We start from the raw sequence: 22,165 nt of genomic DNA, 5'->3' as shown, positions 1-22,165 counted from the left end.
GATGCTGTACCCTTTGGTTGTGCCCCGGCAGGGGCGATACCGGGCGCCGATCCTAGAGCGGATCGCGGCAAATCGAAATCGATTTGACGTGAACGGCCGCGGGCGGTCGGCGGCGACCAGTCTGCTCCGATCGCTTTATCCCACGATCTTCCACGACCCGTCGGGCTGGCGGCAGGCGGTGCCGAAAGCCTGTTCGGTGCGGCCGCCGACGACGATGGTCTGCTGGAACTCACGGCAATAGGCGCCGGAGCCGTCATAGCCGTCCTTGAGCGGCACGATGACGCCCTGGTTGCCGGACTGCGGGTTGTTCCAGGTGATCCGCTGGCCGATGGGCGCGCTGTAGGCCTGGGTCGCGGCACGGTCGGCATAGGCTTGGTCGGCACGGTCGAGCGAGGCGCCGAGTTCCCGCCCGGCGAAGGCGCCCAAGAGCGTGCCGATGCCGACCGCCACCAGCTTGCCCGAGCCGCCGCCGAAGCGCGAGCCGATCAGGCCGCCGGCAACGGCGCCGCCGACGGTGCCGAACCCTTCCTTGCTGCCCATCGAACCGGTCTGGCAGCCGGCCAGCGTGGTGGACAGCGCAAGCAGCGCGACGGCGGCGATCCGGGTGAAACGGGTGTGGGCACGCATCGGAGGCTCTCTTCCTTTCCGAGGATTGTCCCCCGGTTATAGCGCAAGCGGCGCCGTTTGTGCAGCAGCCCTCTCCCGGTAGTGGGCGAGCAGGCGCGGGCAGAGCGTCTGCAGCTTCGCCTCCAACTCCGGATCCTGCGGCTTCTCGCGGACCCGTTCCGACACCGCCCGGCCCTGCACGTTGCCGAAGGCGAACTCGATGCGCTCCATCAGGTCGGGCACATGCCGCCACAGGGCGCCCGCCAGCTCGTCGTGGCGGCGGCGGTAGTCGTAGAAGCCGTCATCCACCGGCCAGCCCAGCGCCGTCATCGCGGCCAGCACGACGGGATCGCGGGCGACGAAATCCTCGTAATGCACCACCGCGTCGAAGCGCTCCTCCCGGCCGGCGAAGACCTCGTCGATCAGGGCGAACTTCTCGTCGATCAGGCCGGAATGGTTGCGGTAGGGCTTGGCCGACAGGCTGCGGTAGGTGTCGCGCGGGTCGCGCAGCAGCAGGACGGTGCGGTCGGGGCGGAAGCGCTCCCGGTGGACCTCCAGCGGGTAGGCGGTGGTGACCACCGCCTTCACCACCATGTCCAGTTCGGTGTCCACCCGCGGGGCGGCATAGTTGTTGAGGATGTCGACCAGCGCCAGGCAGTCCGGCCGCTGGGCCAGGAACAGGGTGAAGGCGGTCGCACCGCTCGACTGCATGCCGTAGACCAGGAGACGCATCGCTGGGGGATTTCCTTGCTTTCGCGGCGGAGCGGTCAGGCCGCCCGCTCCGTCCCCTGCCCTGCCGTCAGCCAGTCCTCTTCGATCTCGGCGCTGATGAAGACGTATTGGCGGATGTGCGGGGTGGGATGGCGGATGCCGACACCGTGCAGGGCGTGGGCGCTCTGCGGGAAGATGACCATCTGGTTGGAGCGGTAGGGGATGACGGCCACCCGCTCCACCGCGTCGGCCGGCAGCTCGTAATGCTCCAGGCTGGCGATGCGGCCATCCCTCCAGCGGAACAGCTCCAGGTCGCCGCCTTCGGCGTCGTCTTCCGGCCGGCGCAGGTAATAAAGGCAGGTGAACAGCCGGTTCGGCGTGTCCAGATGGGGCCCGCGCGAGGAGGAGGCCGGGCCGGTGACCGGCGTGTTGATCTCGGCCCGCGCATCCATCAGGATCCGCGCCCGGTCGAAGCCGTCGCGCAGGATCAGTCCCGTCCCGTGCCCGGTCAGGCTGCCGCCCAGCGCGCGCAGCAGGCCGTCCGGCCAGTGGCCGCGGAACAGCGCCGCCACCTCGGCCAGCCATTCGGGGGAGCTGTGCCGGCGGGCGAAGTCCTTCCACACCTGCGGCAGCTCCGGATGGTTGATGATGAGCGAGGCCGACAGCTGATAGCGGCGGTTGCTGCCCGGCGGACGGCGCGGGTCGGCCCAGCCGATCTGGGCGAATCCGGGGAAGCCGGCGTTCAGCGCCCGGTGGGTCTCCTCGTCCAGAACGTCGGACAGGACGATGTGGGGAAAGGGATCGGTGCGGATGTCCGCCGCGGTGACACCGGCCAGCAGGGACTGCATCTCAGGCCCCGCCCTTCATGCCGCCCGCGGTCCGGGCCTGGGCGTGGGCCTGCATGGCCATCATCCTGGAGATGTGTGCCTGGGCCTGCGCCTCCACCTGGGCGGACAGCGCTTCCAGTGCGTCGGCTTCCGGATGGCCGGGGGGCAGCCAGCCCATATGGAAATGCGGCGGTTCGTAGCCGGTGGTGCGGAAGCCCAGCCGCTGGTAGACCTGCCGCCCGTGCGATCCGATGATCGGGGTGGACAGGGTGATGCCCATCATCGGCCCGGCCGCCGCCGCCTGCAGCCCGCGCAGCACGTCCGACCCGATGCCCTTGCCGCGGGCGCGTTCCAGCACCTGCAATTCCGACACCCGCCAGTTCCGATAGCCGAGGTCGACCACCACCCGGCCGACACGGTCGCCGGCCTTCTCGATCACCAGATCGATGTGTTCGGGATAGACCATCTCCTGCCCCGCCCGCATCGCCCGGTACTGCTGTTCGTACAGCGCGCGCAGGAAATCGGGGCTCCCCTGCGCCCAGGCCAGCCAGGGGCGCGCCTCGATGAACAGGTCCAGCAGGAAGCTTTCGTCGCCGGCGGTGGCGAAGCGGGCGGTCAGGTTGCCGGGAAAGGGGAAGGAACCGGAAAAACCGGACATGGTTCGACGTATCCTCCGCGAAGGAATGGCAAAGGAATGAAGGGCGGAAGGCCGCCGCCTTCCCCCGGAGGGAACCCCCAAGGGAAAGGCGGCGGCCGACCGTGAGGCGAGCCTCAGTTGAACGTGATCTGGAAGACCGCCCGTTCCGATCCGCCGGCTTCCGGCAGGATCCGTTCCATATGGACCGGCCCGAAGGCCGGCATCTGCGGATGGGTGACGGTGAAGGACGCCCCGTTGAAGAAGGGCAACCCGTCGGCCGGACATTCCAGGAACAGGCTGAAGGCGGTGCGCGGGCTGCCGGGCATGGTGCCCTTGGGGTTTTCCGTGCAGGCCGTCAGCGTCGCCTCGATCACCACACCTTCTTCCGACGTCATGGTGAAGACGCTGTTCAGATAGGGGGTGAAGAGGCCGGCGGAGAGTTGGCTGAGATCGGTCATCAGTTGCGGCTCGGATAGAGGCCGTTGACGGCGATGATGAAGTTCAGCGCCAGATAGGGCGACACGGTGCTGAAGGGCGTGCTGCCGCCGTTGACGTTCGGGCCGACCGTGACGGTGCCGCCGCCCGTGCCGCCGCTGGCGGTCAGGGTGATCGGGCCGGACGCGGTGCCGCTGACCGAACCGCTGGCCGTGCCGCTGAGGGTCTGGGTCGGGCCAATCGGAATGTTCGCCGTACCCGCGAGGTAAATGTTCGCCTGGGCGCCACCCTTCGTCAGAACGCTGTTGTTCGCCGGCGTGACGACACCACCGCCAGCCGCACTGGCAATCGTCAGGTCACCGCTCACCGTCGCCGGCAGGGTGGCGGTGGTGCTGAACGGCAGCGACGCCGTGCCGGTGATGGTGGTGGTGCCGCCGGCGCCGCCGGAGGTGAAGGTCGAGGTGTGGGTGTGGAACGGCACATTGGCCTGGTTCAGGGTGGAGACGAAGGCGCCGCCGGTCTGGCCGACGTTCAGCACACCGACACCGGTGCCGATCGTGCCCTGGCCGGAGCCCATCGGCATGCGGCATTGCAGGTTCGGCACGTTGAAGGTGGTGGAGCCGTTGCCACCATAGATGGTCCCGATCAGGGAGTAGAGCGCCGCGTACTGCTGGAGGTTCATCTGCTGGCCAGTGCAGCGGACATAATCCATCGGCGCCCAGCTCCACGGAACCATGAACACCATACCGAGCATCGGATCCATTGAAAATCCTCTCTTTGGAATATTTTTGTGCTATGCACAACTAACGGGAACCCGACTAAAGATCGCTCCCTGCCGGTTGTCGTTCTATACCAATGTAATCTGCGAGAGTCGATACGCCGTCTCAATTTCTCGCAATGTTTGCTTTTTTATAATGAATTGCGATCATCGTGCACATATGACGCTGGCCGCAAAATAGCTTTTTCCCATGAGACAGCCCACCTGCACGAAAGAAGCTGACCAGCATCCTATGCATCGGTTGTTCCCCAGGGCGCATGGCCGACCAAAGATCGCCGATGGCAGGGTAGTGTCTATTCCCTGGCTTCGCTACCGTCATGCGCCATGGCTGCACGTTTATTTCCGAAACAGCGAATAATGTTTTAATAAAGTGTCGCAATGCGCGCACCGGCCCGGTACCGTTTGGAGTCTTGCCGCGCCCCCTTCATTCGCGGAGCGGGGCATGCGCTGATCTCAGATTTATGTAACGGACAAGACTCGATGGATTTCGTCGACCGTCATCCGCACGGAGGCGCTACGGGATGAACAAAGCTAGCGCTTGCCGAAAATTGTGCAGCTTGGCATTGAGGAAGGCCCTTATCCCCTCGCGGGAGAGGGGTTGGGGTGAGGGGCGTAGACCTGGTTTCCACCGGCTTTCAGCCGATCGCACCCCTCATCCCGCCCCGCAAGGGGAGAAGGGCTATTCGCTGCCAAAGGCTCCTGTTCTTTCGCAGATGCGAGATCTGTGCATCCCGTAGCGCCTTCGCGGGGATGACTGGTTTCCTTGGAAAGGAACAGGATTTTTATATGCGATTGCCCTGCCCTCCTGCCGAACCTGTCTTTCAAAAGTCACCGCCAAGAACCGCCGGCATGGCCCCGTCCGGTCGCGCCGCTCATCCTCAATTTTTTCCTCCATCGGCGACCGGTGAAAAAAGGACGGAAACGGAAAATCCGGGGAGAATGGGCAGCCCTCCCACCCCGAAGCCGCCTGATTCTCTCCCCCACCCTCCCTCTTTTCGTGACTTTCGCCCGAAAAGCCCCTGTTTTACCGAAATTAGGAGCGACTGAAATCAGGCTCCCGGATTTTTCTCTGCGAATTCACCCGGAAAACAGCGATTTTCTGCGATTATTTTCGAAGACTACATGCAGGAGTATGTACGCTTCCTCATCCGATCCGGCAGACCCGGTTCGGCGGACGATCCGCACGCAAAACTTCCTTAACTGTTCTTCTCCAAAATCGGTTCATTGGTGCAAAAGTCCGGAATCACTCCCGCATAGGGATGATAACCGCCGACCCCTTGCCTATGCTGCCGAATTTCCTTCACGAATTCTCGTTTGAAAATTGCGATGCGGCAGGAATAATATTCCATCCCGTGCTACATTTCGGCGCATATTCGCATGTTGCGAATGGTGGGTTTCTTTCTTAGAAATCTACGGTTGGTTTGATAACTCCCCTTTTCGGGCTGCTGGCGGGTGTGGCGATGAAGTCCAGGTTCACGCGGGTGAAGGGTTCGGCGAAGAAGACCGGTGCGAAGACGGGGGCACAGGCGGCGCACAAGCCGTCCGCCCGTCCACCCTTGGCCTATGCGCTGGAACCGCGCTTCATGTTCGACGCGGCCGGTGCGGCCACCGCCGACCCGAACGCGGCGACGGACCACAGCGCCGATCCCGCCGCCGCCAGCCACGACACCACCGACCACAGCGCCGACCAGTGGCAGGCCCAGGCGGTGGCGGATGCATCGCCTGCGACCGCATCGCTTCCGGCGCCGGTTGAGGTGCGCGCCGCCGGCCCGGCGCAGAACGAGGGCCGCAAGGAAGTCGTTTTCATCGAGAGCAACGTTGCCGATTACCAAAGTCTGATAAGTGGGGTGAAGGCCGGCATTGAAGTCGTCCTGCTTGATGCGAGTAAGGATGGTCTGTCGCAAATGGCGGAGTGGGCACAGACCCACAGCGCTTACGATGCGATTCACGTCGTCAGCCATGGCGCCGAGGGAGAAGTCAATCTTGGTTCGCTGACACTTGACACGACGGCAGCTACTGCTCGTGCGGCTGATCTCGCCACATTAGGGCGTGCTTTAACCGATAGTGGCGATATGCTGCTTTACGGATGCGATGTTGCAACTGGCGTTGGGCAAAATTTCATATCCACTGTATCGGTCCTGTCGAGCGCTGATGTTGCTGCATCGACGGATCCCACAGGTTCTGCTTACTTAGGTGGCAACTGGCTCTTGGAAAGTCAGAAAGGAAAAATTGAATCCAATATTGCATTCAACAGTGACGCAACCCAATCATACGATTACATCCTTCTTACTGAATTCAATTTTGGAACTACGGGTTCAGATACAAGCGGCTCGGGAACAACTGCAATTAGCCAAACCATATCCGGAGACACGATTACCATAACCGTTGATGGAAATTCTGATGGAGATGGGTCCCCCATTATCTCAGTAGTCGACGCAACGAATTACACAGACGCAACGAATTTTTCTGGGAAGATTGTTGAAGGGTATTATGGGTATGTTCAAAGTTACACAATCAGCGCGGGCGCCGGGTATACTTTTGATTTTACTGGGATAACCATCCTAGATCAAGAAGCTGAAAGTAAATATATTGTATTTACTACCGACAAAGGAAGCTGTGAGCAAAATATTACGTATTCTAATGCCGGCAGTGTTCTGACAATAGCTGACTCAGCACTTGTGGGGGCTCAATACGTAACCATAACTAAAAAAAACGGCGGCGGGCTTTATCTCGCAATCGACAATATAAAGCTCGACAATATTACGCCGCCGCCCATTGGAGACGCTCCCAGCCTTACCGGTACCGGGGCCACGACGACCTATGTCGAAAAGGGGGGGGCGGCCACCCTGTTCAGCGGCGTGACCGCCAGTGTCGGCGCGCATCAGGACGATAGCGGACAGACCTTCACCAACATGACCCTGACCGTCACCAACGTGACGGACACCAACGAATATTTGAACATCGGCGGCGTGGACGTGGCGCTGAACGCCGGCACGGCGACCCTGACCGGGCTTGGCCTGGGAGGGACCACCGACGCCACCGCCACGGTGACCAAGAACGGCAACACGGCGACGGTCACGGTCAGCGGCCTGGGCCGGACCGAAGCCGAAATGAAGTCGCTGATCGAAACCATCACCTATAACAACAGCAGCGAAACGCCGACGGGGGGCAGCACCCGCACCGTCACCGTCACCAGCGTCAAGGATTCCGGCAACATAGCCGCCGCTCCGGCGCTGGGGCGGCCACCGTCACCGTCAAGCCGGTCCCCGATATCACCGGCGTGTCGATCGCCGGCGGCAGCCACAGCAACACCTATATTGCCGGAGAAACCATCGACGTCACCGTCACCTTCGACCAGGCGGTCGACGTTACGGGAGCGCCGACGCTGGCGCTGGATCTCGGCGGCTCCACCAAAACCGCCACATTGACCGGAACGTCCACCAACACATCGACGCTCACCTTCCGCTATACGGTGCAGGCGGGCGATGTCGATCCCGATGGCGTGACCGCCACGGCCAGTGGGATATCGCTGACGGGCGGGGCGACCATCACCGCTCACGGCGACAACACCAACAACGCCACCCTGACCTATACGCAGCGCAACGAATCCACCGCGAAGGTGGAGGCGGTCGTCCCGACATTCGACGTCTCGCCGTCGACCGGCAGCATCACCAGCACCGGCTTCACCCCGTCGGCCAGCATCGACGAGGCGGGCAACATCTATTACGTGGTGGTTGCCAGCGGCGATACGGCGCCGACCGCAGCCCAGGTGATCGCCGGCAACAATGCGAGCGGCGCGGCGGCACTCAAGGCAGGCAACCAGACGGTCGGCACCGCTCCCTACACCAGCAGCTTCGGCGCCGTCACCGGCCTGTCGTCCGGCACTGCCTACGACGTCTACGTGGTGGCGAAGGACGCCCTGGGCAATGCGATGTCCAGCCCGGTGAAGGTCTCCGTCACCACCACGCCGGCCACCCCCAATACTCCGACGCTCGACACCGCGTCCGACAGCGGCAGCAGCAACAGCGACGGCAAGACCAGCGCCACCACGCCCACCTACACCATCACCGGCGTGACCAGCGGCGCCACCGTCACGCTGTTCAACGACGCCAACAGCAACGGCACGCCGGACGCCGGAGAGACGCTGGCCAGCGGCACCGCCAGCGGCACCAGCATCTCGCTGACCGTCGGTTCCGCGCTGTCGGAGGCGAGCTACGCCAACATCAAGGCGATCCAGACCGTCGGCAGCACGAACAGCGCCGCCTCCACCGCCGCCTCGACGCTGGTCGTCGACGCCACCGGCCCCAGCTGGAGCACCTCGACCAGCCTGTCGGTGGCCGAGAACACCACGGCGGTGGCGACCCTGTCGGCCAGTGACGCCCTCAGCGGCGGCGTCACCTATTCCCTCATCGGCGGCAGCGACCAGGGCAAGTTCACTCTGTCGGGAACGTCGCTCAGCTTCACCAGCGCTCCCAATTACGAAGACCCCACCGACAGCGACGCCAACAACAGCTACGTCGTCACCGTCCGCGCCACCGACGCGGCCGGCAACACGTCCGACCGGACGATCACCGTCACCGTCACCGACGCCAACGAGGCGCCGACCGACGTCACTCTGGCGAATGCGACGCTGACCACCGCCGCCGCCACGGCGGGCGCCACGGTCGGGGTGCTGACGACGACCGATCCCGAAACCAGCCAGACCCACACCTACACGCTGGTCAGCGGAACCGGCGATACCCACAACGCCTCCTTCTCGATTTCCAGTTCCAATCTGGTGGTGGGGGGCACCGGGCTGTCCGCCGGCACCTACAGCGTGCGGGTGCGCGCCACCGACAACGGTACCGGCAGCCTCTTCTACGAAAAATCCTTCACCATCACGGTGACCGCCAACTCCAACCCGGTCATCGGCAGCCTGGACGGCAACAGTGTCGCCTGGGCCGGCGAAGGCAACACGGTGACGCTGGATCTCGGCACCGACGCCACCCTGTCCGATACGGAGAACGGCGCCGGCAACTGGAGCGGCAGCGTGCTGACCGTCCGGCGTTCCGTTTCCGGCACCGCGACGCCGCTGACGTCGGACGTGTTCTCGTTCAAGACCAACGGGACCTTCTCGGAAAGCGGCGGCAACCTGCGGGATACGGCGAACTCCGATGCCGTCTTCGGCACCGTCAGCAACGCGAACGGCACCCTGAGCGTCACCTTCAACGGCAGCGCCACCGCGACGCTGATCCAGACGGTGATGCGGAACATCCAGTATCGGAACGACACGCCGACCGGCGACACCGTGATCCGCTATTCCATGACCGACGGGAATGGCGGCAGCACCAACGCCGACGTGACGGTGACCAGCGACACCATCTATGTCACCAACAACGCAGACGCCGGCACCATCGACGTATCGAATGGCGTCAGCCTGCGCGAGGCGGTGGCCATCGCCCTGGCCGACGCCACCGGCACCCAGACCATCAAGTTCGCCAGCGACGTGACCAGCATCGCGCTCACGTCCGATCTGGCGGTGACCGAAGATCTGACCTTCGACGCCGATCTGCCCGGCACCCTGACCATCAGCGGCAACAAGATCAGCGTTTCGTCGGGCAAGACCCTGACGCTGACCAACGGCACCGGCGACACGCTGACCATCTCCAGCCAGATCACCGGCAGCGGCGGCATCACCAAGACCGGCGCCGGCACGCTGACGCTGAGCGGCGGCAACGATTACAGCGGCGCCACCACTGTCAGCGCCGGCACGCTGACGGCCAACGGCGGCATCGGCGACAGCAGCGCCGTGACGGTGTCCAGCGGCGCCACGCTGAACCTGTCCGGCAACGAGACCATCGGGTCGCTGACCGGCAGCGGCGCCGTCACGCTCGGCAGCTCCACGCTGACCATCGGCGCCAACGCCAGCACGACTTTCGACGGCGTCATCAGCGGCACCGGCGGCCTGACCAAGGCCGGCACCGGCACGCTGACCCTGACCGGCACCAACAGCTACACCGGCACCACCACCGTCAGCGCCGGCACCCTGGCGCTGAACAGCAGCGGCGGCACCGCGCTGTCCGACAGCAGCGCGGTGACCCTGTCGGGCGGCACGCTGACCCAGTCGTCGGCGAGCGAGACCATCGGCACGCTGAGCGGCGCCAGCGGCACGCTGGCGCTGGGCGGCAACGCGCTGACCATCAACCAGACGAGCAACCAGACCTTCAGCGGCGCCATCACCGGCACCTCGTCGGCCAGCCTGACGCTGAACGCCACGGGCGGCTCCACGACCTTGACGCTGGACGGCACCACCAACAGCACCGGTTTCGCCGGCGGCATCACCGTCACCACCGGCACGCTGCTGGTGACCTCCGACAGCAACCTGGGCGCCGGCACCGTCACCTTGAACGGCGGCGTCCTGCGTCTGACCGGCACCGTCGGCACCATCGACAACGCCGTTTCCATCGGCAGCAACGGCGGCACGATCAACATCGCCTCCGGCGGCAGCGCCACCCTTTCCGGTGCCATCAGCGGATCGGGCACCCTGACCAAGGCCGCAGGCGGCGATCTGACCCTGTCGGGCAACAACAGCGGATTCAGCGGCGCCTTCAACATCAACGCCGGCACGGTGACGGTCAGCCATGCCAACGCGCTGGGCAGCACCGCCGGCGGCACCACGGTGGCCAACGGCGCCACGCTGCAGCTCGCCGGCGGCATCGTCACGGCCGAGAATCTGACCGTTTCCGGCACCATCCTGGTCTCCGGCAGCGGCGTCATGGCCAGCGGCACCGTCACCTTGGCGGCCGACGCCACCTTCAACGTGTCGAGCACCCTGCACCTGTCGGGCGTGGTCAGCGGTTCCAACGCCCTGACCAAGACCGGCACCGGCAGCCTGACCCTGGCGGGAAACAACACCTATACCGGTTCCACCACCGTCAGCGCCGGCACGCTGATCGTCGAGCACAGCAACGCGCTGGGCACCACCGCGGCCGGCACGACGGTCGCCAGCGGCGCCGCGCTGCAGCTCTCCGGCAGCCTCACCCTGGCGGAGGCGCTGACCGTTTCCGGCAGCGGCCCGTCCTCGACCGGCGCGTTGCAGGTCACCAGCGGCAGCGCCACGCTCAGCGGCGCCGTCACCATGGCCGCCGACACCACCATCGGCGTCACCGGCACCGGCCTGACCCTGTCGGGCGTGCTCGGCGGCGGCTTCAACCTGACCAAAACCGGCGGCGGCACGCTGACCCTGTCGGGCACTTCCAACACCTATACCGGTACCACGACGGTCGGCGGCGGCACGCTGGCGATCGCCGGGTCGGGCAGCATCAGCAACGCCGCCATCACGCTGGCCGGCGGCACGCTGGACAGCACCGGCAGCAGCGTCACCCTGACCAACGCCATCGCGCTGGGCAGCGGCGACGGCACCGTCAATGTCGACAGCAGCAAGACGCTGACCCTGTCAGGCGTGGTCAGCGGCTCCAACACCCTGACCAAGAACGGCACGGGCACGCTGACCCTGTCGGGCAACAACACCTACACCGGCGCCACCACCGTCAGCGCCGGCACGCTGGTGGCCGGCCACAGCAACGCGCTGGGCACCACCGCCGCCGGCACCACGGTCGCAGACGGCGCCACGCTGGCGGTATCGAACGGCATCACGCTGGCGGAAGCGCTGACCATCTCCGGCAGCGGCGCGTCCTCGACCGGCGCGTTGGAGGTCACCAGCGGCAGCGCCACCATCAGCGGCGCCGTCACCATGGCCGCCGACAGCACCATCGGCGTCACCGGCACCGGCCTGACCGTGTCCGGCGTCATCAGCGGATCCTACGCCCTGACCAAGGACGGCACCGGCACGCTGACCCTATCGGGGGCCAACACCTATACCGGTTCCACCACCATCAGCGCCGGCACGCTGGTGGCCGGCCACAACAATGCGCTGGGCACCATCGTCGGCAGCACGACGGTCGCCAGCGGCGCCACGCTGGCGGTATCGAACGGCGTCACCCTGGCGGAGGCGCTGACCATCTCCGGCACCGGCGTGTCGTCGGCCGGCGCGCTACAGGTCACCAGCGGCAGCGCCACCATCAGCGGCGCCATCACCATGGGCGCCAACACCACCATCGGCGTGTCCGGCACCGGCCTGACCCTGTCGGGCGTGGTCGGCGGATCCTACGCCCTGACCAAGGACGGCACCGGCACGCTGACCATGTCGGGGAACAACACCTACACCGGTTCCACCACAATCAGCGCCGGCACGCTGGCGGCCGGCCACAGCAATGCGCTGGGCACCACTGCCGGCGGCACGACGGTCTCCAGCGGCGCCACCCTGGCGGTATCGAACGGCGTCACGCTGGCGGAAGCGCTGACCATCTCCGGCAGCGGCGTGTCGAGCGCCGGCGCCTTGCAGGTCACCACCGGCAGCGCCACCGTCAGCGGCACCGTCACCATGGCCGCCGACACCACCATCGGCGTGACCGGCACCGGCCTGACCCTGTCCGGCGTCGTCGGCGGCAGCCACGCCCTGACCAAGAGCGGCAGCGGATCGCTGACCTTGTCGGGGAACAACACCTATACGGGCGCCACCACCGTCAGCGCCGGCGTCCTGATCATTAATCACGCCAACGCGCTGGGCACGACCGCCGCCGGCACCACCATCGCCAGCGGCGCCACCCTGCGCATCGGCACCGGCCTGACCGTCGCCGAGAATCTGACGATCAGCGGCATCGGCGTGTCGACCGGGATCGGCGCGGTGAAGGTCAACGGCGGAACGGCCACCATCAGCGGCACCGTCACCCTGGCGGCGGACGCAGACATCGGCTCCTACAACAGCGGCGACACGCTGACGATCAGCGGCGCGGTGTCCGGCAGCTTCAACCTGACCAAGGTCGGCGGCGGCACGGTGGTCCTGAGCGGCACCAACAGCTACACCGGCACCACCACGGTCGGCGAAGGCACCCTGTCGATCGCCGGGTCCGGCAACATCAGCAGCGCCGCCGTCACGCTGAGCGGCGGCGGCACGCTGGATGTGACCGGCAGCAGCGTCACGCTGGCCAACGGCCTGACCGTCGGCACCGGCGGCGGCACGGTCAACACCGCCAACGCGCTGACCCTGTCCGGCACCATCGCCGCCGGAACCAACACGCTGACCAAGTCGGGCAGCGGCACCCTGACCCTGACCGGCACCAACAACGCCACCGCCTGGGCCGCCACGGTGACCGGCGGCACGCTGTCGGTCGGTGCGGCCGCCAACCTCGGCACCGGCACCGTCACGCTGAACGGCGGCACGCTGGCCTCCACCGGCACCCTCACGCTGGCCAACGCCGTCGCGCTCGGCAGCAGCCACGGCACCGTCAGCGTCGGCACCGGCAACGCCCTAACCCTGTCGGGCGTCATTAGCGGAGCCAACAACCTGACCAAGTCGGGCGCCGGCACGCTGACCCTGTCCGGCACCAACAGCCACACCGGCACAACAACGGTCGGCGCCGGCACGCTGGTGGTCACCGGCACCCTGAACGGGTCCGGCGCGGTCACGGTGGGCAACGGCGGCACGCTGGCCGGTACGGGCACCGTCAACGGCGGTCTGACCGTGCAGTCCGGCGGCATCCTGTCCCCCGGCATCGCCGGCACCAACAACGGCGTCGGCACCCTGACCGTCAACGGCGGCCTGACCATCCAGTCCGGCGGCACCCTGGCGGTCGATCTGGTCAGCACCAGCAGCTACGATCAGGTGAACGTCACCGGGGCGGTCAACGTCAGCAGCGCCACCCTGACCGCCGGCGGCAGCTACACTCCGGTGAAGACGACCGGCGGCGACAGCTTCGCCATCATCTCCAACGACGGCAGCGACGCCGTCAGCGGCACCTTCACCGGGCTGGCGTCGGGCGCCACGCTGACCCTGAACAGCGGGTCGATCACCGTCAGCTATGCCGCCGGCAGCAACAGCAACGACGTCGTGCTGACCGGGCCGGTCAACCAGGCGCCGGCGCTGGCCGGCACCTTCACCACGGCGGGCACGGTCAACGACAACGCCACCACCACGCCCTTCGGCGGCGTGACGGTTGCCGACGCCGACGACAGCACCGGCACCTTCACCGTCACCATCACCTACACCGCGGCCAACGGCACGCTGTCCAGCGCCGGCGGCGGGCTGAGCGGCAGTGCCGGCAACTACACGCTGACCGCCACCACGCCGGGCGGGCTGCAGACCCTGCTGCAGGCGCTGGTCTTCACCCCCACCAACAACCAGGTGGCGCCCGGCAGCACGGTGCAGACCACCTTCACCCTGACCGCAAGCGACGGAACGACCAGCAGCAGCGCCAACACCAGCACGGTGGTCACCGCCAGCTCGATCAACGACGCGCCCACCGACATCGCCCTGTCGAACAGCTCGGTCACCATCTTCGACGGCACCAACGCGGTGGTCGGCACCCTGTCGAACATCGACGCCGACACCGGCCAGACCTTCACCTACACGCTGGTCAGCGGCACGGGCAGCACCCACAACAGCCTGTTCAACATCTCCGGCACGTCACTTCAGGCGAACAACGCCAGCGTCCTGACCGCCGGGCAGAGCTATTCGGTCCGTGTGCAGGTCAGCGACGGCACCGCCACCTACGAGAAGACGTTCAGCATCAGCGTGACCAACGACCTGACGGTCGACGTCACCGCCATCGACGGCACCACCAGCGGCACCTACAGCGGCGACAAGACCGACGGCGGCGGCCTGGACCTGAAGGAGGCCATCGCCCTTGCCAACGCCGTGACCGGCAACGTCACCATCCGCTTCGCCGCCACGTTGGGCGGCACCATCACGCTGCCCGCCACCCTGACGGTGCGCGACGGCGTGACGCTGGCAATGGACAGCGACACCGACAGCCGGGGGATCACCATCACCGGCAACGGCTTCACGCTGGGCAACAGCTTCGGCGTCAGCGTCGGCACCGGCGACACGCTGACCATCAACTCGACCCTGGCCGACAACGGCAGCGACACCGCAGCCCTGAGCAAGAGCGGCAGCGGCACGCTGGTGCTGGGCGGCACCAACAACACCGCGACCGGCGGCACCAGCGGCACCGGCATCAACACCATCACCGTCGGCGGCGGCACGCTGTCGGTGGCGGGCGACGCCAACCTGGGCACCGGCACGCTGACGATGAACGGCGGCAACCTGACCGTCACCGGCGCCACCACCATCGACAACGCCATCGCCCTGTCGTCCAGCGCCGGTATCGACAACGCCAACGCCGTCACCCTGTCGGGCGACGTCACCGGCACCGGCGGCCTGACCAAGTCCGGTACCGGCAAACTGACGCTGGGCAGCACCGGCAACAGCTGGTCCGGCGGCACCACCATCGGCAGCGGCGAGGTGGAACTGGGCACCTCCGGCACCATCGGCAGCGGCACCATCACCCTGAACGGCGGCACGCTGAGCACGACGGCGGCCAGCCAGACGCTGACCAACGCCATCGATCTCGCCGGCACCGGCACGGTGAAGACCGCCAACGCCCTGACCCTGTCCGGCACCGTCAGCGGCACCGGCACCCTGACCAAGGACGGCAGCGGCACGGTCACGCTGTCGGGCACCAACACCCATAGCGGGTCGGTCACCATCAACGCCGGCACCCTGACGGTGTCGGGCGGCAGCGCCATTGGGGACGGCAGCGCGGTGTCGGTGGGGGCCAGCGGCACGCTGACCCTGTCGGCCAGCGAGACCATCGGTTCGCTCACCGGCTCCGGCGCGGTGGCGCTGGGCACCAGCACCCTGACCACCGGCGGCGACAACGGCACCACCACCTTCTCCGGCGCGATCGGCGGCACCGGCGGCCTGACCAAGGCCGGTACCGGCACGATGACGCTGTCGGGGACCAACACCTACACCGGCGCCACCACGGTGTCCGGCGGCGGGCTGACGGTGTCCGGCGGCTCGGCCATCACGGATAGCGGGGCCGTCTCGGTCGCCTCCGGCGCCACCCTGACCCTGTCCACCACCGAGACCATCGGCTCGCTGGCCGGGGCCGGTTCGGTGGTGTTGGGCGCCAACACCCTGACCACCGGCGGCGACAACAGCAGCACCACCTTCTCCGGTGTCCTGTCCGGCACCGGCAACCTGACCAAGGGCGGCAGCGGCACCCTGACCCTGTCCGGCACCAACACCTACACCGGCACCACCAGCGTCCGCGGCGGTACCCTGTCGGTGACCGACGCCACCAACATCAGCACCGGCGCGCTGACGATCGACAACGGCACGCTGGCGATCACCGGCACCGGCGCCAGCTTCGCCAACGCCGTTACCGCCGGCACCTTCGGCGCCACCATCACCGTGGCCAACACCGCCACCCTGACCGGCGTGGTCGGCGGCACCGGTGCCCTCACCAAGACCGGCAGCGGCACCCTGACCCTGTCCGGCACCAACACCCGCAGCGGTGCCACCACCGTCAGCGCCGGCACGCTCGCCGTCTCCGGCGGCAGCGCCATCGCCGACACCGGCGCGGTGACGGTCAGCTCCGGCGCCACCCTGGAGTTGGGTGCGGCCGAGACCATCGGGTCGCTCGCCGGTGCCGGTTCGGTGACGCTGGGCAGCTACACCCTGACCGTCAGCCCGTCGAGCGGCTCCACCACCTTCTCCGGCGCCCTGTCCGGCACCGGCGGCCTGACCAAGTCGGGTTCCGGCAGCCTGACCCTGTCCGGCACCAACACCTACACCGGCGCCACCACCGTGTCCGGCGGCACGCTGACGGTGTCGGGCGGTTCGGCCATCGCCGACGGCAGCGCGGTGTCGGTCAGCTCCGGCGCCACCCTGGCGCTGTCGGCCGCCGAGACCATCGGGTCGCTGGCCGGTGCCGGTTCGGTGACGCTGGGCAGCTACACCTTGACGGCCGGTGCCGACAACAGCAGCACCAGCTTCTCCGGCGCCCTGTCCGGCACCGGCGGCCTGACCAAGTCCGGCACCGGCACCCTGACCCTGTCCGGCACCAACACCTACACCGGCACCACCAGCGTGTCCGGCGGCACCCTGTCGGTGACCGGCGGCAGCGCCATCGCCGATACCGGCGCGGTGACGGTCAGCTCCGGCGCCACCCTGGACCTGTCCTCCAGCGAGACCATCGGCTCGCTCGCCGGTGCCGGCTCGGTGACGCTGGGCGCCAACACCTTGACGGCCGGCGGGGCCAACAGCAGCACGACCTTCTCCGGCGCGATCAGCGGCACCGGCGGCCTGACCAAGTCCGGCACCGGCACCCTGACCCTATCGGGCGCCAACACCTACACCGGCACCACCACCCTGTCGGGCGGCACCCTGTCGGTGTCGGGCGGTTCGGCCATCGCCGATGGCAGCGCGGTGTCGGTCAACTCCGGCGCCACCCTGGCGCTGTCGGCCGCCGAGACCATCGGGTCGCTGGCCGGTGCCGGCTCGGTGTCGCTGGGCAGCTATACCCTGACGGTCAACCCGTCGAGCGGCTCCACCACCTTCTCCGGCGCGATCGGCGGCACCGGCGGCCTGACCAAGACCGGGGCCGGCACCTTGACCCTGTCGGGCAGCAGCAGCTATTCCGGCGCCACCACGGTGTCCGGCGGCGGACTGACGGTGTCGGGCGGCTCGGCGATCAGCGACAGCAGTGCGGTGTCGGTCGGCACCGACACCACCCTGACCCTGTCGGCCAGCGAGACCGTGGGCTCGCTCGCCGGGGCCGGCACCGTGGCGATCGGCGCCAACACCCTGACCACCGGGACCGACAACACCAGCACCAGCTTCTCCGGCGTCTTCACCGGCACCGGCACCCTGACCCTCGACGGCAGCGGCACGCTGACCTTGTCTGGAAGCAACAGCGGCGGCTTCTCCGGCGAAATGACGGTGCGGAGCGGCGGCACGCTGAGCGTGGCCGGCGACGCCAACCTGGGCGGCGGCACCGTGACGCTGAACGGCGGCACGCTGAGCGTCACCGGGGCGGGCACCATCGACAACGCCTTCGACACCGGGGTCAACGGCGCCACCATCGACACCGGCGTCGCCGTGACGCTGTCGGGCGCCATCGGCGGCAACGACGCGCTGACCAAGACCGGCACCGGCACGCTGACCCTGTCGGGCACCAGCACCTATGCCGGCCCGACCACGGTGTCCGCGGGCACGCTGCTGGTGACGGGCGCGCTGAACGGCACCTCCGGAATGACGGTGGCCTCCGGTGCCACGCTGGGCGGCACCGGCAGCATCTTCGCCGCCGGCTCGTCCAGCACGCTGACGGTGGCCTCCGGCGCCACGCTGGCGCCCGGCGTCGCCGGCATCAGCAACGGCATCGGCACGCTGACCGTCAACGGCAACCTGTCGATGAGCGGCACCCTGGCGGTCGAGATCGCCGGCACCGGCTCCCCCGGTACCAACTACGACCAGGTGATCGTCAGCGGCGGCGTCACGCTGTCCGGCGGCTCCAGCGCCGTCACCGTGACCCGTGTCAACGGCTTCGCCGCCACCAACTCCAGCTATACGGTCATCGACCAGACCGGGGTCGGGGCGGTGTCCAACACGCTGTCCGGGCTGGCGCAGGGCGCCACCATGACCAGCAACGGCGACCTCTACACCGTCGACTATGTCGGCGGCACCGGCAACGACCTGGTGCTGAACGCCATCGTCAACCCGACCGTCTCGTCGGTCACCGCCACCACCGCCGACGGCACCTACAAGGCCGGCAGCACCGTCACCGTCACCGTCACCTTCAACCGGGCGGTGACGGTAACCGGCACGCCGACGCTGGCGCTGAACATCGGCCGCAACGCCACCTACAGCGGCGGGTCGGGGACGACCACGCTGACCTTCACCTACACGGTGCAGGACGGCGACAACGCGACCGACCTCGACTACGCCTCCATCAATGCGCTGACGCTGAACGGTGGCGGCATCGCCGACAGCTCCACCAGCCTGGACGCGATCCTGACGCTGGCGGCGCCGGGGGGTGCCAGCTCGCTGGGCGCCAACAAGGCGATCGTCATCGACACCGCGGCCCCGACGGTCAGCTCCGTCTCGGCGGTGAACGGCACCTACCGGGCCGGCGAGACCATCGACGTCACCGTCACCTTCAACGAGGCGGTCACCGTCACCGGCACGCCGACCTTCGGCATCACGCTGGACAACGGCACGGTGGTGCAGGCGACCTACCTGTCGGGGTCGGGCGGCACCGCGCTGACTTTCCGCTACACCGTGGGCACCAACCTGGTCGATGCCGACGGCATCGGCATCGGCGGCTCGATCAGCGGCGGCAGCATCGCCGACCTGGTCGGCAACAGCGCGATCCGCACGCTGAACAACGTCGCCGGCATGGGGGGCGTGCGCATCGACAGCGTCCATCCCACCGTCACCAACGTCACCGCCGGCACCGAGAACGGCACATACACCACCGGCGAGACCATCTCGATCCAGGTAACCTTCAGTGAGGCGGTGACCGTCAACGGCACCCCGACGCTGGCGCTGAACACCGGCCGCACCGCCACCTACAGCAGCGGGGCCGGCACCAACACGCTGGCCTTCACCTACACGGTGCAGGCCGGCGACACCGCCGCCGATCTGGACGCCGTCAGCAGCTCGGCGCTGACCGGGTCGATCACGGACACCGCCGGCAACGCCGGGGTCCTGACCCTGACCATGCCGGGTGACGTGCGGTCGCTGGGCCTGAACAAGGACATCGCCATCGACACCACGGCGCCGACGATCCGCAACATCGTCGCCCCCACCGACGGCACCTACGGCGTCGACAGGACGATGAGCTTCTATGTCCAGACCAGCGAGGTGGTGATCGTCAACGGTGTCCCGACGATCACGCTGGACGTCGGCGGCCAGACCCGTCAGGCGGTCTACAACCCGGCGGCCAGCAGCGGGACGGTCCTGCGCTTCGACTATGTGGTGCAGGCGGGCGACGCCGACGCCGACGGCATCGCGGTCACAGGCCTGAACCTGAACGGCGGCAGCATCACCGACCGTGCCCGCATCCCGCTGCCCTCGACGCTGACCGGCATGCCGGGCCTGCAGAACGTCCTGGTCGACACCGTCGCCCCGGCCACTCCGTCGGTCCCGGTGCTGGCGCCCGGACAGGACACCGGCGTCTCCACCACCGACGGGCTGACCAACATCAACCGTCCGACCGTCGGCGGCACGGCGGAAGCCGGCTCCACCGTCACCGTCCTGGTCGACGGCGTGGCGGTCGGCACCACCACGGCCGGAACCGACGGCAGCTGGAGCTACACGCTGACCACCCCGCTGCCCGACGGCACCCATGCCATCACCAGCCGGGCGACCGACCCGGCCGGCAACAGCAGCGGCACCTCGGCGGCACTGACCCTGACCGTCGACGCCACGCCGCCGGTGCTGTCGACCCCCGCCATCTCCGGCGGTATCGACAACGCGGCCAACGTCACCCCGGTCAACCGCCCGATCCTGACCGGCACCGCCGATCCGAACAGCACGGTGACCGTCATCATCGACGGCGTCACCGTCGGCACGGCCACCGCCGGCAGCGACGGGTCCTGGAGCTTCGCCGTCACCACCCCGCTGGCCGACGGCGCCCACAGCGTGGTGACCACCGCCACCGACCGCGCCGGCAACATCGGCCGGTCGGGAACGCTGAGCCTGACGGTGGACACCCAGGCCCCGACGGTCTCCGCCGGCGGGACCGCCCCGACGCTGAGCGCCGGCGGCACGGCGACGCTGGGCTCCGCCGTCTCGCTGTCGGACGCCAGTTCGCTGAACCGGGTGACGGTCACCCTGACCGACGCCCGCAGCGGCGACGAGCTGGTGATCGGCGCCCTGCCGGCCGGCATCACCGCGACCCGCGACGGCAACAGCATCGTGCTGACCGGCGCGGCGTCGGCCGCCGACTATCAGGCGGCGGTGCGGGCGATCGGGCTGCGGTCGAGCGCCGGCGACCCGAGCTTCGCCGGGACGGCGACCAGCCGGTCGATCAGCATCCAGGCCCGCGACCTTGCCGGCAACAGCTCGGCCGCGGCGACGGTGACGGTCACGGTGGCCCGCGCCAGCACGACCACCACCAACACGACCCCGGCGACGACCACGCCCGTCACCGTCAGCGGCAACGGCCCGTCGCAGTCCGGCAGCTCGACGACCGGCTCCTCGTCCAACGGCCCGTCCTCCAACAGCTCCTCCAACAGCGCATTGGGCGGCACCGGCAACACCGGGGCCGGACCGACGCTGCCGGGCGGCACCGGCAGCGGTGGAAGCGGCGGGATGCCCGGCAGCTCGTCCAGCACGGATGCCGGCCGGTCGGTGACGCTGGGCAACATCAGCGGTGGTTCGTCCAGCACGGACGCCGGCCGGTCGGTGACGCTGGGCAACATCAGCGGCGGTTCGTCCAGCACGGATGCCGGCCGGTCGGTGACGCTGAACAGCATCGGCGGCGGCTCGTCCAACTCCAGCAGCGGCTCCGGCAGCGGGCTGGGGGGAAGCGGGCTCGGCGGTGGTTTGGGCGGTGGTTTGAGCAGCGGTCTGGGCGGCAGCCTTGGCGGCAGCCTGAACGGCGGCGGCCTCGGCGGCAATGGATTGGGCAGCGGCCTCGGCACCGGCGGCACGCCCGGGGGGACCGGAACGGGCACGGGCCTCGGCACCGGCACCAATACCGGCGGCCAGGGCACTCCCGGCCAAAGCACTCCTGGCCAAAGCACTCCCGGCCAGACCGGCACGCAGGGCAACGGCCTGAACAACGGTCAGGGCCAGGGCCAAGGACAGGGACAAGGCTTGGGCCAGGAGCGGGGCAACGGCCTCGGCACCGGACAGGGCCGCGGCCCGGCGGCCGGACAGCCGGGGACCCAGGGTCCGCAGGGCCAGCAGGGTCAGGGTCAGGGCCAGCAAGGCCAAGGACAGGGCCAGCCGCAGGGCCAGCCGCAAAACCAGAACCAGCCCCAGAACCAGGACGCCCCCCAGGATGGCGGCGGCACCCCGGCGGACGGGGCCGGACAGCCGGCGGAGCGTGGTGCGGACGACCGTGCCGAGATCATGCCGGCCTCCCCCGGCTTCGCCCGTCAGGTCGCCAGCGCCCATGGCGGTCCGGCCGACGCCGCCGACCTGCTGGCGGCACTCGCCAGCCACATCCTGCCCGACAGCCGGGCCGCCTGACGGCGGCCCACCCCCTTTCAGTACCCCTTCCTTCCAGCATCGTTTCCTCGTCCAATCCTTTTCCGCCGAACGGAATTGCTCCCGCC

The 22,165-nt window shown here is 68.1% G+C and carries 8 protein-coding genes; 2 read left to right on the top strand and 6 right to left on the bottom strand.

What is annotated here, in order from left to right; all coding sequences use genetic code 11:
- Nucleotides 1-135 precede the first annotated feature (135 nt).
- The 6 genes from F1643_RS02440 to F1643_RS02415 form a co-directional block, all read right to left on the bottom strand.
- The gene (locus F1643_RS02440) at nucleotides 136-627 is read right to left on the bottom strand and encodes an RT0821/Lpp0805 family surface protein (RefSeq protein ID WP_194910398.1); all 492 of its coding nucleotides are present in this window, start codon (nucleotides 625-627) and stop codon (nucleotides 136-138) included.
- A gap of 36 nt (nucleotides 628-663) precedes the next feature.
- On the bottom strand, nucleotides 664-1,338 hold the full coding sequence (locus F1643_RS02435) for a hypothetical protein (RefSeq protein WP_194910388.1): 675 nt from the start codon (nucleotides 1,336-1,338) through the stop codon (nucleotides 664-666).
- A 35-nt stretch (nucleotides 1,339-1,373) separates the two neighbouring features.
- Nucleotides 1,374-2,165 carry a 2OG-Fe(II) oxygenase gene (locus F1643_RS02430; protein WP_194910386.1) on the bottom strand — a complete coding sequence of 264 codons (792 nt, stop codon included), beginning with the start codon at nucleotides 2,163-2,165 and terminating at the stop codon, nucleotides 1,374-1,376.
- Nucleotide 2,166: 1 nt separating this feature from the next.
- Nucleotides 2,167-2,802, bottom strand: a complete 636-nt coding sequence (locus F1643_RS02425) for a GNAT family N-acetyltransferase (RefSeq protein ID WP_194910384.1) — start codon at nucleotides 2,800-2,802, stop codon at nucleotides 2,167-2,169.
- A gap of 113 nt (nucleotides 2,803-2,915) precedes the next feature.
- A complete protein-coding gene (locus F1643_RS02420) occupies nucleotides 2,916-3,239 on the bottom strand; it encodes a hypothetical protein (RefSeq protein ID WP_194910382.1) in 324 nt (107 codons plus the stop codon).
- Nucleotides 3,239-3,979: a phage tail protein gene (locus F1643_RS02415; RefSeq protein WP_255542322.1), complete on the bottom strand. Its 741-nt coding sequence runs from the start codon at nucleotides 3,977-3,979 to the stop codon at nucleotides 3,239-3,241. The genes F1643_RS02420 and F1643_RS02415 overlap by 1 nt, the downstream gene beginning before the upstream one ends.
- Nucleotides 3,980-5,577: 1,598 nt before the next feature.
- Between F1643_RS02415 and F1643_RS02410 the strand changes: the two genes are divergently transcribed.
- Entirely contained in the window at nucleotides 5,578-7,422 is a 1,845-nt protein-coding gene (locus F1643_RS02410) for a DUF4347 domain-containing protein (RefSeq protein WP_194910381.1), read from the top strand.
- Nucleotides 7,311-22,079, top strand: coding sequence for a beta strand repeat-containing protein (locus F1643_RS24215; protein WP_370540441.1), 14,769 nt, complete (start codon nucleotides 7,311-7,313; stop codon nucleotides 22,077-22,079). Before F1643_RS02410 ends, F1643_RS24215 begins: the two co-directional genes overlap by 112 nt.
- The last annotated feature ends 86 nt before the right edge of the window (nucleotides 22,080-22,165 follow it).

Origin of the sequence: Azospirillum sp. INR13 (assembly GCF_015390205.1) — a bacterium.
Classification (GTDB): Bacteria; Pseudomonadota; Alphaproteobacteria; order Azospirillales; family Azospirillaceae; genus Azospirillum.
The sequence above is the reverse complement of the archived record's forward strand: the minus strand, read 5'-3'. Positions and strand labels throughout refer to the sequence as shown.